The organism is Sphingobacterium shayense, from assembly GCF_013179575.1.
GTDB classification, from domain to species: domain Bacteria; phylum Bacteroidota; class Bacteroidia; order Sphingobacteriales; family Sphingobacteriaceae; genus Sphingobacterium; species Sphingobacterium shayense.
In genome coordinates, this window is record NZ_JABMCQ010000104.1 from 1 (window position 1) to 14,269 (window position 14,269).

The window sequence follows — 14,269 nt, forward strand, 5'->3', positions numbered from 1 at the left end:
GGGACAAAAGAATACCAGTGCTTTAACGTTTCAAGCCGACCAAAGTATACTCAGTCCAGAATTATTTCAAGCTTCACGGGCGGCAAAATATATACGTGAACAAAATAATCTTAATCTTGAGGACACGAAAATTAATACGGTTGTAGATGTGAGTAAAGCCTATTACGACATCCTAACAAACGAAGAATCAATCAACATAATCAATGAGAATATTGATCGACTTACTCGTCAATATAACGAGGCTAATATTCGCTACGAAACAGGACTAGTCGACAAAACAGATTATAAAAGAGCACAGATTTCGCTAAACAATGCAAAAGCAGAGCTTAAAACAGCACAGGAGTTACGTAACTACAAATACGATTACCTAAAGACATTACTTGGGATGAATTCTTCTCAGGATATCAGTCTTACTTTTGAAAATCAATCTATGGAATCTAATATATTGTTGGATACTACCGAACTTTTAACTATTGCGAACCGAGTCGAATTTAAACAACTCAACACCCTAAAAGAGATACAGAGACTAAACACTCAGTATCAAAAATGGAATTTCTTGCCCCGTTTAAGTGCGTATGCAAATTACAATTTCAATTATCGAAATGACCAGTTTAAAGATCTATATACGGACAACTTCCCTAATTCACAAGTAGGTCTTTCGCTATCTATTCCAATATTTACTGGTAACAAACGTATCCATGAGATTCGTAAATCTCAACTACAGGAAGAAAGAATTGACTGGGATTTGCAAAATCTAGAAAACCAAATTAGCACGGAATATTCGGCGGCTATGGCGGCCTACCGTTCTAACATGAACGAATGGCGTAATGCAAAAGAAAATGTTGAATTGTCGGAAGAAGTGTACAACACCATTAAATTACAATATGATGCAGGTATTAAAACCTATTTGGAACTAATGATATCCGAAACAGATTTAAAAACGAGCCAACTTAATTACCTCAATGCGTTATACGCTGTGCTTGCGGCTAAACTTGATATTCAAAAAGCACTTGGAACAGTGGACACAAATAATTAATCATCCTTATCAAATATCGAAATAATCAAACCATGAATAAGAGCTATTTATATTCCGCAATAATCTTAGGGTCAGCAATCCTATGGCAATCCTGTGGTTCAAACGACGGGGCGGGTAAACAACAAGCTGCAGGCCAAGAACAACCTGCTGTTCCAGTAACGACAACTACCGTTCAAAAGCAAATTGTTTCAGGATTAAAATCATACCCTGCGAGCGTCGTCCCTTTACAGGAAACAAATATTTTAGCGGAGGTCAGCGGATACATCACGAAAATACATGTAACAGATGGAGCTTCTGTCTCTAAGGGGCAGGCGCTGTACGAGATAGATCGTGTACGTTATCAGGCGGCTGTCGATCAAGCGAAAGCGAATCTCGAAATTGCTAAAGCAAACTTAGAGCGTGTAGAAAAAGACTTGACTCGTTATCAAACACTTGCTGAAAAAGACGCGATTGCTAAGCAAACATTAGATTACGCAGTTACAGATGTTAATAATCAAAAGGCCCAGGTCCAAAGTGCGCAAGCTGCTTTAACAACAGCGCAAACAAACTTACAGCGAGCCATCATTCGCGCACCTTTTTCGGGATCTGTGGGAATTTCTCAGGTCCGTAACGGCGCACTCGTAAATGCAGGTACAACTTTATTAAACACGGTAAGCTCTGTTGATCCTATTGCTGTGGAGTTCCAAATAAGTGAACGTGAGATCGCTGAATTTGCAAGTTATCAAAATGGGAAAGCTGCTACAGAAATAACTGTGCAACTTCCCGACGGCACTAATTATACGCAAGTCGGTAGGATTTCAATAATAGATAGAGCAGTTGATCCTCAAACAGGAACAATTAAAGTACGCGCAAATTTCTCAAACGCTCAAAATGTATTGCGTGCCGGCATGAACCTTACTATGAATGTCAAAAGTACGTCTAGCTCAGAAAAATTAGTTATTCCACTAAAGGCGGTCCAAGATCAATTGGGCGTGTATAATGCATACGTCGTAAACGATAGCAGTGTTGTTACTGGACGTCCTGTCGAGTTGGGGTTAAAACTTGACGATGTAGTAGTCGTTGAATCTGGTTTAGAAGAAGGCGAAAAGATTGTTGTAGACGGAATCATGAATGTAAGAACAGGAGCTAAAGTCGTAGAAAACAACAAACAAAAATAGCCCCGATCCCTAAACAAAAAAGAAGAATATGATATCAGAAGTATTTATAAAACGGCCGGTCACGGCGATCGTTATCTCTATATTAATTATGATTATAGGTACGATCTCCATCATGACCTTGCCTATCAGTCAATATCCATCGATCGCCCCTCCGACGGTAAACGTTACTGCGAATTATACGGGTGCCGATGCGCAAACTGTAGAACAAACTGTAACTACCCCAATAGAGAGTCAGATTAACGGTACTCCAGGAATGATTTACATGTCTTCCAACAGTACTTCGAATGGACAATCACAGATCACAGTCACCTTTGAAGTTGGTACTGACATCGATATCGCGACGTTAGATGTACAAAACCGTGTTGGTATCGCCGAACCTGCGTTACCGGAAGCGGTCCGCCGATTAGGTGTAACAACACGTAAAGCAAATAGCGATATTTTGATGTTGATCTCTTTAGTATCGCCCGATGGTTCACGCGACGATAAATTTTTAGCGAACTACGCTAACTTGTATGTAAAAGATGCAATCTTGCGTGTTGCGGGCGTAGGGGATGTTACAGCATTTGGACAACCATTCGCAATGCGAGTTTGGTTAGATGCGAACAAACTTACCGCATTAAACTTAACACCTGATGATATTTCCACGGCAATCGGTGAGCAAAATCTTCGTATCCCAGGAGGATCAGTCGGTGCTCCCCCACAAGCGAACTCACAAGTATTTGAATACCCTGTAATCACAGATTCCGATTTATCATCGGTCGAAGATTTCGAGGAGATTATTGTGAAATCAAATACTGATGGATCAATCGTTCTCTTGAAAGACGTCGCTAACGTTGAACTAGGACAATTTAATTATGCAACCACGACGCGGGTAAATGGAATGATTTCTACAGGTATGATGGTTGCGCAGACGCCGGGAGGAAACGCTGTTCAAACAGCGGACGGTATTTATGCTGCCCTTGAAAATTTGAAGAAATCATTTCCAGACGGGGTTGACTATGTCGTCGGATACGAAACGGTTTCGGTAGTCCATGCGTCAATCGATTCGGTTATTCATACATTAATTGAAGCATTATTACTTGTAACAGTCGTTGTATTTTTCTTTCTCCAATCTTGGCGTGCCACACTTATTCCGGTGCTTGCAATTCCAGTATCAATCGTCGGAACGTTCATCTTCTTTACGCTTTTTGGATTTTCGATCAACAACTTGACACTACTGGCATTCGTGCTGGCAATTGGTATTGTGGTGGATGACGCGATTGTTGTTGTGGAAGCCGTTCAACACTATATCGATCATTATAAAATGAGTGCAACGGAAGCAACCACACGAGCGATGAAAGATATTACTGCGCCGGTAATTGCGATAGCGCTGATTCTCGCAGCTGTATTCGTTCCAGTAGGTTTTATTCCGGGTATGGTGGGCCAACTCTATCAACAGTTTGCGATAACAATTGCTGTATCCGTTATGCTTTCCGCTTTTATCGCACTTTCACTCACACCAGCACTATGTTCATTATTACTAAAGCCAACCGCTGTTAACAAAGATGCAAGGGGTCTAAATAAATTCTTCTACAAGTTTAACCTCTGGTTTGATAAAGTAACATTTAAATATTCACGCGGTGTTCGTGCGTGTATTCGTAAAGCACCTTTAGCACTTATTATACTTTTATGTATTTTCATCGGTACCGGTTACATGTTCACTTCAAAACCGACAGGATTTATTCCGAATGAGGATAACGGTATGTTCTTCGCGGGTGTTACACTTCCCGAAGGCTCATCTGCAGCCCGTACAGCGGAGGTTTTAAACGAACTTGAAACTGATATTCGTAAGGACTATCCAGAAATCGAACATATAACATTAATTTCAGGTATTAATATCTTAAACCGTTCATTCAAGTCGAATGGTGCGACCCTTTTCGTTTCCTTAAAGCCATGGAAAGAGCGTACAAGAACAGCGTCGGAGGTCACCGGTGGTATCATGGCGAAATATGCTGGTTACAGCAAAGCGCGGATCCTTGCAGTTACGCCTCCTGCAATACCTGGACTAGGTACGTCTGGTGGATTTTCGTTGATGATTCAGGATCACCAAACAGTGGACATTAAACAATTTGAGGGGGTCGTCGGAAAATTCTTGGCGGCGGCAAATCAACGTCCCGAAATAGGAATGGCTTATACCATGTTTAGCTCTAACTCTCCGAACTTCAAAATTTCGGTAAACAGGGAGCAAGCTAAAAAAATGTCCGTCCCGGTTTCTTCTGTTTATAGTACGATTTCCTCTTACTTAGGTTCAGCTTATATTAATGATTTCACCAGATACGGGCGTAACTTCCGCGTAGTCACCCAAGCTGACCAAGAATTCCGTATGAATATAGAAGACATCAATAAACTATATGTCAAGAATATTTCCGGACAGTCTGTTCCTGTAAGTTCACTTGTTACTTGGGAACTAGTTCAAAACCCATCTATTATCAATCACTATAATATTTTCAGAAACATTGAAGTAAGCGGTTCCGCGGCGCCCGGCTATAGTTCCGGGGATGCGCTGAGGGCATTGGAAGAAGTTGCCGCTCAAACGCTACCTGACGGATATGGATACGATTTTTCTGGTTTATCATTACAGGAGAAACAGTCTGGAAACATGACCGTAATGATATTCGCACTCTGTATCATTTTCGTATTCCTGCTTCTTGCAGCGTTATACGAAAGCTGGTCTGTTCCATTCTCAATTCTACTTTCAGTACCTTTAGGGTTATTCGGTGCCATTTTAACATTGATGTTTATCCCTCAATTGGATAATAATATCTATGCACAAATTGGTCTGGTAACAATTATCGGTCTAGCGGCAAAAAATGCAATCTTGATCGTTGAGTTCGCAAAAGAACGGGTAGATATCGGAATGCCATTATTAGATGCGATTATCGATGCCGTTAAATTAAGGCTTCGCCCAATTATAATGACATCATTTGCATTCATTCTCGGTATTATACCTTTAATGCTTTCAACGGGTGCCGGTGCCATTTCTAGACAAACCATCGGTTGGACAGTATTTGGTGGGATGGCCGCAGCAACGTTACTCGCCATATTTATAGTTCCGGTACTTTTTTACGTGATTACCAAGTTAGCATACGGTAAAAAGAAACTGGCCGAACTAGAAGCAAACTACGATGCTGAAAAGGCAAAAAATTTGAGTGCACACTAAACAACATAATTGAATAACAGAAAAGTGGACTTTCCTAAACGATTGTCCACTTTTCGCTTTTATATCCCCAACCTAGCATTACTTATAAGCAACAAATGAAGCGAAACTCAGGTTTTTATGTAGAACATCAACAGATTTAAAACCCACTTTTCGGGCTAGATCTAACTGTTCGACAAGTGACCGTGGGCTATCCTCTTTCTCCACATACTCGAATACTTTATCACGGTAGTGCTCGCCATTTAAATTTATCAGGTATCTTCCATATAACTCCGAGTATATCAGAGCCTGCAACTCTTCGTTATTTTGCTTTATAAGATCGAATACCCAAAGACTTCCGCCGGAATTCAGCAGTCGATAAATTTTAGAAAAATTATTGACCCAATCGGAGTCATCACGTAGATGATGTAACACCGAGGTTGCGATAATCACGTCGTAAGAGTTTTCTTTTAATTTCACCGTCCTAAAATCACCTTTATAGACTTTTACCTCTGTTGCCCCCTGCTCTTCAACCCGTTTCACAGCCCGATTCAACATTGGCTCACTTAAATCCAGCAGATGAGTTTCCACATCTCGCTTTTTAGTCAGAAGCTTCACTGTATAATTTCCGGCTCCACACCCTATATCCAACAATCTTATCTTTTTGGGATAAGTGCGGGCTATACTCTCGGTAACCAATTCCATGTTCAATACCGAATCAATTGTGCTCTGCTGTCCAGTATCCAAATTCGAAAATCTTTCGACATCGGCATCGAACCGTTCTTGAATTTCTTTTATCGTTGACTTCATATATCTTTTCTTCAAAAATACATCCTCGATAAATACTTTAAAAATACTTTTTTCGTCATTATTTAATACCTTTAAGGTATGGAAATTCGCCACATTCGATACTTTCTGGCTCTTGCCGAAGAACTGCATTTTGGCAAAGCAGCACAAAAACTTTTTATTTCACAGCCCCCGCTTAGTCGTCAAATTAAAGAAATGGAGGTTGAATTAGGTGTCCAACTATTTCTTAGAGAGAACAAAAGAGTCACCTTAACAGTTGCCGGCGAGCACTTCAAAAAAGAATCGACAACAATTTTAGCGCAACTAGAGCTCCTTAAACAGCAGACAAATCAAATTTACCACTCGTTCGCTGGTGAGATCAAAATAAGCTACACAAGCTCTATCGACAAAAAGCTGTTAGGTAGCCTAATTATGCGAATCGACGAAAATTTTCCATTCCTAAACGCAAAGCTATTTGAACTGTCTAGCGATCGTCAAATACAAATGTTAACAGATCAAAAAATGGATATCGGTGTTATACGGGCTCCTGCCAGTTCCCCCATTTTGCATACAGAAAAGCTTTACGACGACGGATTTTCCTTAATGTACCCTAAGAATTTCAATTTACCAGATGATCTTTCCATGTTATCGGAAGAAGCATTTATAACCTTTGACATCGACTATGCCCAATTTTATCACGGACAAGTACTTGCCTTTTGCGCACACCTGGGCTTCGCTCCGACATTGCGCCATCAATGTAATAATATGGCATCAATTATTGAATTTGTTCATTTAGGTCTCGGAATCAGCGTCGTCCCCCAATCTTTACAAGCACAATGCAATAATCTCAATATTAATTTTCTAAATTTGGGAGAGTCCTCTCCGAGAACGGATATAATGCTAGCTTACAACAAGAAAAGCAAACACCCTGCGTTAAAAGAACTCTGCCATTTAATACATCAAACTTTTAAAGAATGAAACTATATACGATAGATACTGGATTTTTCAAACTCGATGGAGGAGCGATGTTTGGCGTAGTTCCAAAGTCCATATGGCAAAAATCAAATCCAGCCGACGAACGGAACCTCTGCACTTGGGCCACTAGATTATTATTAATAGAAGATGAAGGACGCTTAATTTTGGTTGACACAGCGCTCGGGGAAAAACAAGACGATAAGTTCTTTTCTCATTATTATCTCCACGGAGACGAAACAATTGACAAATCCCTTGCAAAATATGGATTTCATCGTGAGGATATAACGGACGTTATATTAACCCACCTCCATTTTGATCATTGTGGCGGTGCAATAATGCGTCACGGTGATACTCTCATCCCTGCATTTAAAAATGCGAGATACTGGAGTAACGAAAACCATTGGAATTGGGCAATTAACCCAAACCCTAGAGAGAAAGCTTCATTCCTCAAGGAAAATATTCTTCCAATTCAGCAGAGTGGTCAATTAAACTTTATAGAAGAGGGTGATTTATTTTCCCCTCAAATCAAGATCAGATATGCCTTTGGTCACACGGAGGCAATGATATTACCACAAATCCAATATAAAGGTTACACTATACTGTATATGGCGGATTTGCTTCCTTCAATAGGTCACATCCCACTCCCTTACATAATGAGCTATGATATACGCCCTCTGACAACGATGCAGGAAAGAGTCGAATATTGGAATGAAATTGCAGACAATAAGTATATTCTTTTTCTAGAACACGATCCAATACATCCCTGTTGTACATTGAAACATACGGAAAAAGGTGTGCGCCTCGATCAAACCTTCACGTTAGATGATATATAAAAGGCCGACCTAAGGTAATGACTACTTCATCTAGCTCAAAGCAGCATTTCTTATTAAATCGGCCTTTTAATTTTTTTTGGGAGTATTCGGACTACCCAATTGGTTCAAGATATTGCGCATAACAATATCCTTCTTCACCATCTTTTGTGCGAACTAACCACCATTGATCGTTGGCGCGACTAATTAACGTGATAACTTCATCTTTAGCAGCCTTCCCTACAATAGGCTGGTCAGTTCCTGGGCCTTTACGGATATTCAAATTCGATGACTCAGTAATTACGCGAACCTCGCTACCTGCAACCGCAGAGGAAACATCAACATTCATTACCACATCTCCTGAGAGAAAATTTGGATCAATTTGATTGTAAATATCCCATAATTTGTTTTTTACATCAGCGTTGGGTGCAGTACCCCGTATCTGCAGCACACCCTCTTGTTCTGCTACTTGCAAGTCAGTAATACCAGATGTTTTGGCAGTATCCAACAGTGATTTATATTTATCTAGTAATCCCATAATATTTACCCTTTTATTATTAATTAACTGTTAATGCCGACATATCTACTTTCTTCGGATTCAGGGCATCTAATGCCATTTTCAATGGTTGAACACGCGACTGCTCAACACTTCCGGTCACTGTAATAATACCATCTTTTACATCGACTTTTACGTTGGGATAATCTTTGGTTGCATCAATCACTTTAGTGATAAGATCGGCGTCATCTGAATTCGTTTCAATCGGAGCGGTTTCAACCATTAATTCGTTGACCACAGATTTGATATTTTTAGTATCAGCCTTTTTCGCCGCATCGGCAAGTGAGACTTTTTCCTCCTCGGATGCCACCGTCCCTGTCAGCGTCACGACACCATCGGCAACACCCACTACAACATTAGGGCTAGCTGCCGTTACAGTTTCTACTTTAGCTTTCAAATCGGCATCTGACACCTTGCTTTTACAAGCTATCATAGAGCTTGTAAGTAATAAGACCAACAACATTGCTGACCATGTACTTCTTCCTTGTTTAATCATTTTTGGTTCCTTTTTAGTGTTTAACATTGGAGGACTTTCAATAATAAACAAGAAATTAAAAATTTTGTTTGATCAACCCCAGAAGGAGACCGAAAAAATTAATATACTTTTAAGATAGTTTGACGCATTCCATTAAACATTATCGTATCCCCCGGTCCGTTGGTTAATAATAACGCTCCGATTGGGGATGATGGAGAAACAACCATGAAAGCACCACCTTCAACACTAATTCGCCCCAAACTTATTGCTAGAAAATACTGCGCTTTATCCGTCTGGACAATCGCGCCTAAGGCAACTTTAGACTTAACACCTAAATCAATTTGTTCCAGTAGACGTTGATCCGTTTTTGCCTGTTTAAGTTGGTCTTGATATCGGTTAAGATCCTGTTGTATCATCTCTCGAGTCGTTTCATATTTATCTCCGGCACTGCTTTTAGTATCGTTCACAATAGCATCTTGGGATTGCTCAATCGCATAATTTATTTCACTTAAACGAGCTTCATTCCTTTCTAAGCAGACCTTATATAAAGTATTTTTAATATCCATTTTAAGGAGTTTCTAACAGTTATTGTTACCTGATTATTAAATATAATACAAATAGCATCGTGGTAAAATAAAAGCGCCAAACACAAGGTCTGGCGCTTTTATTTTATATAAACGTTAAAGTTAATTTTTCAATGCTTCTTTTACGTTTTCCGCTTTTTCTTTCGTTTTATCTACAGCATTATCGATCGCATCACCAGTTTTATTTGCTGCATCTTTTGTTGCATCGATAGCTTTGTTTGCACCCTCATCGATTTTCTCACCTGCAGTGCTGACCGCACCTTTTACTTTCTCCCAAGTAGAATTCGCTTCATCATAAGTCTTTTGAGCTGCCGCTTCTGCTTCTTTATCGCCTTTGGCAACTGCAGCGTCCAATTCTTCCTTAGCTTGTTTAAGTTTGGCTTCGGCGTCATGCAATTGCTGATCAGCTTCAGAATGGATATGACCGGCGTGTTCGTCCACTTGCTCCAATGTGCTGTCAAGTTTTTCTCCCACTGAAACCTCACCATCTGCATTCTTGTCTGCTGAATTGTTGCACGCTACAAAACCAATTGTTCCGGCAACTAGGGCTACTAATGCTAATTTTTTCATGTTTCTAATTTTAATTATATTAATGGTTAACAATGTCCAAAATTAAACAATTACTGTACCAAAACTAAATTATTTTTCGTAGATGGTGCCTTTTGCAGCCTCTAATGTATTCTTCAATAAGCCTATTATGGTCATTAAACCCACACCACCGGGAACTGGTGTTATCCACGATGCTTTCTGTGACACAGCTTCAAAATCAACGTCACCATATAATTTATAACCCGACTTGGTTTCGCTAGATGTCTCACGGTTGATACCTACGTCGATAACAACTGCTCCTTCCTTTACCATTTCGGCAGTAACAAAATTCTTCCTTCCAATGGCAGCAACGACTATATCAGCGGCTAAAACTTCACCTTTTAGGTTTTCGGTACGGCTATGTGTAAGGGTCACGGTACAATTTCCAGGATTACTATTGCGAGCTAGTAAAATGCTCATTGGTGACCCAACAATGTTACTTCTCCCTACCACTACCGCTTTTTTACCTGCTGTTTCGATTCCATAATGTTCTAACATCAACATGATTCCATAAGGAGTCGCTGGGATGAAACACGGCAAGTTACGCTGCATACGTCCTAGATTTATTGGATGAAAGCCATCAACATCTTTGCGGTAATCGATTGCCTCCGTAATCTTGTCGGGGTCGATATGTTTTGGAAGTGGTAATTGAACAATAAGGCCATCAATGCTTGAGTCTGCATTAATTTCTCTAATCTTAGCGATCAATTCTTCCTCAGTAATATCTGTGCTATAACGGATATTCGTGGACTCAAAACCAACAAGTTCACAATTCCGCATTTTGCTAGCTACGTAAGTCTCGCTCCCGCCATCGTTACCGACCAAAATTGCAACTAAATGTGGTTTACGACCTGATTTAGCAGTAAACGCAGCAGTCTCTACCTTAATATCCTCTTTAATTTTTGCTGAAACCAGCTTTCCATCTAATAAGTTCATCTTTAATTCGAGTAGTATTTACAAAACAATGCGGGCATCCAAGTATCCCTTAATCTAACTTAAGTACTGCCATAAATGCCGACTGCGGTATTTCTACATTACCGACTTGACGCATTCGCTTTTTGCCTTTCTTTTGCTTTTCCAAAAGTTTCCGTTTACGGGAGATATCACCACCGTAACATTTTGCAGTTACGTCTTTTCGTAATGCCGAAATCGTTTCCCTAGCAATGATCTTAGCTCCAATTGATGCTTGAATTCGAATTTCGAATTGCTGTCTTGGTAAGAGCTCCTTTAATTTTTCACAGATTTTTTTACCAAAATCGTAAGCATTAGACCTATGTATCAACGATGATAATGCGTCAACAGGTTCGTCATTTAACCGAATATCCAATTTGACTAAATCCGACTGGCGGTAACCAATTTGATGATAATCGAATGAAGCGTACCCCTTCGATATCGTTTTCAATTTATCATAAAAATCGAAAACAATCTCGCCCATTGGCATCTCAAAGACCAGTTCAACTCGGTCGGATGTTAAATACGATTGGTTAATTATTGCTCCACGTTTTTGAATGCATAAAGACATCACAGCGCCCACAAAATCTGACTTGGTGATAATGTTGGCTTTTATATATGGCTCCTCAATAAAATCAAGTTTACTCGGATCGGGAAGATCTGAAGGATTATGCACCACGACCTCCTCCTTGTCCTTTGTCAAAAATGCTTTATACGATACGTTGGGCACGGTCGTAATAACAGTCATATTGAACTCACGTTCTAAACGCTCCTGAATAATCTCCATATGAAGCATACCCAAGAAACCACAACGGAAACCGAATCCTAACGCAGCCGAAGACTCTGGTTCGAACACCAACGAAGCATCATTCAACTGTAAGCGGTGCATAGATTCACGAAGCTCTTCATAATCCTCTGTGTCAACAGGATAGATGCCGGCAAAAACCATCGGTTTTACCTCCTCAAAACCTTGTATAGCAGTAGAGCATGGACGGTCCCGATGAGTGATAGTATCGCCAACCTTTACCTCACGTGCCTCCTTTATACCCGAAATGATATAACCCACATCACCGGTTTTAATAACGTCTTTCGCAACCTGATTAAGTTTAAGGGTACCAATTTCATCGGCAATATATTCTTTTCCTGTCGCCACAAATTTCACACGATCACCTTTGCGAATTTCTCCATTTTCAACTTTGAAATATGCCATGATCCCACGGAAGGAATTAAACACAGAATCGAAGATCAGTGCTTGAAGTGGAGCATTCTCCTCACCTACTGGTGCAGGAACGCGAGCAACAATTGCTTCCAGAATATTTTCCACTCCCATTCCCGTTTTCCCGGAAGCTGGAATAATATCTTCACGTTTACCTCCAATTAATTCTACTATCTGATCTTTCACTTCCTCCGGCATAGCACCTGGAAGGTCCATCTTGTTTAAGATTGGAATAATTTCTAAATCATGTTCTAAGGCTAGATATAGATTAGAAATCGTTTGTGCTTGAATACCTTGAGACGCATCCACAATCAACAACGCTCCCTCACACGCCGCAATTGAACGGGAGACTTCGTACGAAAAGTCCACGTGCCCGGGCGTATCGATTAGATTCAATACATATTTCTGTCCATCTTTTATGTATTCCATCTGGATAGCGTGGGACTTAATCGTTATTCCACGTTCGCGCTCCAGATCCATATTGTCCAACAGCTGAGCCTGAGCTTCTCGTTGGGTAATCGTCTTCGTATATTCCAACAGACGATCTGCCAAGGTACTCTTCCCATGGTCAATATGCGCGATGATACAAAAATTACGTATATGCTTCATACAATGTTTTATCCAATTTTTCTAAACGGCAAATATAATTTTTTTCGAGCAGATAATACGTGTTATCAACGGAAATAAAAATGTACATTTTACAACTGTTAAGGATTCTATATGTGTACTAACTCGAAAAACCATCAAATCATCCGATGTTTGAAGACACCACCACCTTTGTAACGATCCTTTAGCGTAATGGCATAAATAAAAAGTCCTGCACCGATCGATACAGGACTTAAAAATTTTATTAAAACAAGGTAGTTACAATTTTTCGCCGTGTTGAGAAAGATCAAGACCTTCCTCTTCGTCATGTTCACTCACCCGTAAGGGCGTTATTAAATCTGTTACCTTCAGCAATACAAAAGCGAGCACCAGTATAAACACTGTAGCTCCGATCAATCCGACGATATGTGCTTTAAACAAGTCAAATTCGCCGTAATACAACCCGTTTGACTCCACCGCACTATTAATCGAAGAATGCGCAAATACACCTGTCAATACCATTCCTACCATCCCCCCAACGCCGTGGCTTGGAAATACGTCTAAAGTATCGTCTATGTTAGATTTTGTACGCCAGTCTATCAATAAACGACTAATAATAGCCGCTACCGAGCCGATTACAATAGAGTGAGGAACACTAACGAAACCTGCTGCTGGTGTAATAGCAACCAACCCAACAACAACTCCAATACAGGTTCCGAGTGCGGAAGGCTTAATGCCTCGCGCTGCGTCAAACAATATATACATCAATGCTGCTGCTCCAGATGCCCCTGTTGTTGTCGCTAGCGCCGTCGCGGCTAATGAGGAGGCACCGAAAGCTGATCCTGCGTTAAACCCAAACCATCCGAACCACAGCAATCCAGTACCTAACAGGACATAGGTTATTCGTGCGGGGGTATGCTCCTTGGCTCCTTTACCTTGTTTCAAATAGATCGCCGACGCTAAAGCGGTCAAACCAGCCGACATATGTACGACGGTACCACCCGCAAAATCCAAGACCCCCATTTTAAATAAAATACCATCCGGGTGCCACGTCGCGTGTGCAAGTGGGGCATATATAAAAACAAAAAATAAACAGATGAATAAAATATAAGAAGTAAAGCGAATTCGTTCCGCGAAAGCGCCTGTAATTAACGCAGGCGTGATAATTGCAAACTTCAACTGATACATTGCAAACAAGGTAAATGGGATCGTTGGTGCACCCCCCCAAGGCTCATGATCTAGCACACCGTTGAACATAAAAAAACTAGCAGGATTACCTATAAATCCGTAAATAGAATCCCCAAACACTAAACTGAATCCAAAGACAATCCAAATAACGGCTATAACAGCCATGCAAATGAAACTTTGTAACATTG

Annotated in this window: 13 protein-coding genes; 5 read left to right on the top strand and 8 right to left on the bottom strand. The window is 40.4% G+C overall.

The annotated features are described in order from the left end of the window. The 3 genes from HP439_RS12405 to HP439_RS12415 form a co-directional block, all read left to right on the top strand. A partial coding sequence (locus HP439_RS12405) for a TolC family protein (RefSeq protein WP_172390658.1) occupies window positions 1-1,036 on the top strand: 1,036 nt, incomplete at its 5' end. 32 nt (window positions 1,037-1,068) lie between these two features. Further along, on the top strand, window positions 1,069-2,193 hold the full coding sequence (locus tag HP439_RS12410; RefSeq protein WP_172390659.1) for an efflux RND transporter periplasmic adaptor subunit: 1,125 nt from the start codon (window positions 1,069-1,071) through the stop codon (window positions 2,191-2,193). A gap of 28 nt (window positions 2,194-2,221) precedes the next feature. After that, window positions 2,222-5,392: an efflux RND transporter permease subunit gene (locus HP439_RS12415; protein ID WP_172390660.1), complete on the top strand. Its 3,171-nt coding sequence runs from the start codon at window positions 2,222-2,224 to the stop codon at window positions 5,390-5,392. Window positions 5,393-5,470: 78 nt separating this feature from the next. On the opposite strand, the gene HP439_RS12420 is transcribed toward HP439_RS12415, so the two are convergent. Beyond that, window positions 5,471-6,178, bottom strand: coding sequence for a class I SAM-dependent methyltransferase (locus HP439_RS12420; protein WP_172390661.1), 708 nt, complete (start codon window positions 6,176-6,178; stop codon window positions 5,471-5,473). A 78-nt stretch (window positions 6,179-6,256) separates the two neighbouring features. Here HP439_RS12420 and HP439_RS12425 point away from each other — a divergent pair, with 78 nt between their 5' ends. Beyond that, the gene (locus HP439_RS12425) at window positions 6,257-7,132 is read left to right on the top strand and encodes a LysR family transcriptional regulator (protein ID WP_172390662.1); all 876 of its coding nucleotides are present in this window, start codon (window positions 6,257-6,259) and stop codon (window positions 7,130-7,132) included. Continuing rightward, entirely contained in the window at window positions 7,129-7,962 is an 834-nt protein-coding gene (locus HP439_RS12430) for an MBL fold metallo-hydrolase (protein WP_172390663.1), read from the top strand. Before HP439_RS12425 ends, HP439_RS12430 begins: the two co-directional genes overlap by 4 nt. Window positions 7,963-8,053: 91 nt before the next feature. On the opposite strand, the gene HP439_RS12435 is transcribed toward HP439_RS12430, so the two are convergent. The 7 genes from HP439_RS12435 to HP439_RS12465 form a co-directional block, all read right to left on the bottom strand. Then, window positions 8,054-8,476, bottom strand: a complete 423-nt coding sequence (locus HP439_RS12435) for an SH3 domain-containing protein (RefSeq protein ID WP_172390664.1) — start codon at window positions 8,474-8,476, stop codon at window positions 8,054-8,056. A 19-nt stretch (window positions 8,477-8,495) separates the two neighbouring features. After that, a complete protein-coding gene (locus HP439_RS12440; protein WP_246229349.1) occupies window positions 8,496-9,017 on the bottom strand; it encodes a BON domain-containing protein in 522 nt (173 codons plus the stop codon). 71 nt (window positions 9,018-9,088) lie between these two features. Continuing rightward, window positions 9,089-9,535, bottom strand: coding sequence for a hypothetical protein (locus HP439_RS12445; protein WP_172390665.1), 447 nt, complete (start codon window positions 9,533-9,535; stop codon window positions 9,089-9,091). Between the two features lie 120 nt (window positions 9,536-9,655). Next, entirely contained in the window at window positions 9,656-10,123 is a 468-nt protein-coding gene (locus HP439_RS12450; RefSeq protein WP_172390666.1) for a hypothetical protein, read from the bottom strand. A 69-nt stretch (window positions 10,124-10,192) separates the two neighbouring features. Further along, entirely contained in the window at window positions 10,193-11,077 is an 885-nt protein-coding gene (locus HP439_RS12455; protein WP_172390667.1) for a bifunctional 5,10-methylenetetrahydrofolate dehydrogenase/5,10-methenyltetrahydrofolate cyclohydrolase, read from the bottom strand. Window positions 11,078-11,126: 49 nt separating this feature from the next. Beyond that, a complete protein-coding gene (lepA, locus tag HP439_RS12460; protein WP_172390668.1) occupies window positions 11,127-12,917 on the bottom strand; it encodes a translation elongation factor 4 in 1,791 nt (596 codons plus the stop codon). Window positions 12,918-13,172: 255 nt separating this feature from the next. Continuing rightward, window positions 13,173-14,269: ammonium transporter (locus HP439_RS12465; protein WP_172390669.1), on the bottom strand; the 1,097-nt coding region annotated here is incomplete at its 5' end.

What these genes read in the sequence shown, in the direction of transcription:
- HP439_RS12410 (WP_172390659.1), top strand. Translation starts at nt 1,069, where the DNA reads ATGAATAAGAGCTATTTATATTCCGCAATAATCTTAGGGTCAGCAATC.
- HP439_RS12415 (WP_172390660.1), top strand. Translation starts at nt 2,222, where the DNA reads ATGATATCAGAAGTATTTATAAAACGGCCGGTCACGGCGATCGTTATC.
- HP439_RS12420 (WP_172390661.1), bottom strand. Translation starts at nt 6,178, where the DNA reads ATGAAGTCAACGATAAAAGAAATTCAAGAACGGTTCGATGCCGATGTC.
- HP439_RS12425 (WP_172390662.1), top strand. Translation starts at nt 6,257, where the DNA reads ATGGAAATTCGCCACATTCGATACTTTCTGGCTCTTGCCGAAGAACTG.
- HP439_RS12430 (WP_172390663.1), top strand. Translation starts at nt 7,129, where the DNA reads ATGAAACTATATACGATAGATACTGGATTTTTCAAACTCGATGGAGGA.
- HP439_RS12435 (WP_172390664.1), bottom strand. Translation starts at nt 8,476, where the DNA reads ATGGGATTACTAGATAAATATAAATCACTGTTGGATACTGCCAAAACA.
- HP439_RS12440 (WP_246229349.1), bottom strand. Translation starts at nt 9,017, where the DNA reads ATGTTAAACACTAAAAAGGAACCAAAAATGATTAAACAAGGAAGAAGT.
- HP439_RS12445 (WP_172390665.1), bottom strand. Translation starts at nt 9,535, where the DNA reads ATGGATATTAAAAATACTTTATATAAGGTCTGCTTAGAAAGGAATGAA.
- HP439_RS12450 (WP_172390666.1), bottom strand. Translation starts at nt 10,123, where the DNA reads ATGAAAAAATTAGCATTAGTAGCCCTAGTTGCCGGAACAATTGGTTTT.
- HP439_RS12455 (WP_172390667.1), bottom strand. Translation starts at nt 11,077, where the DNA reads ATGAACTTATTAGATGGAAAGCTGGTTTCAGCAAAAATTAAAGAGGAT.
- lepA (WP_172390668.1), bottom strand. Translation starts at nt 12,917, where the DNA reads ATGAAGCATATACGTAATTTTTGTATCATCGCGCATATTGACCATGGG.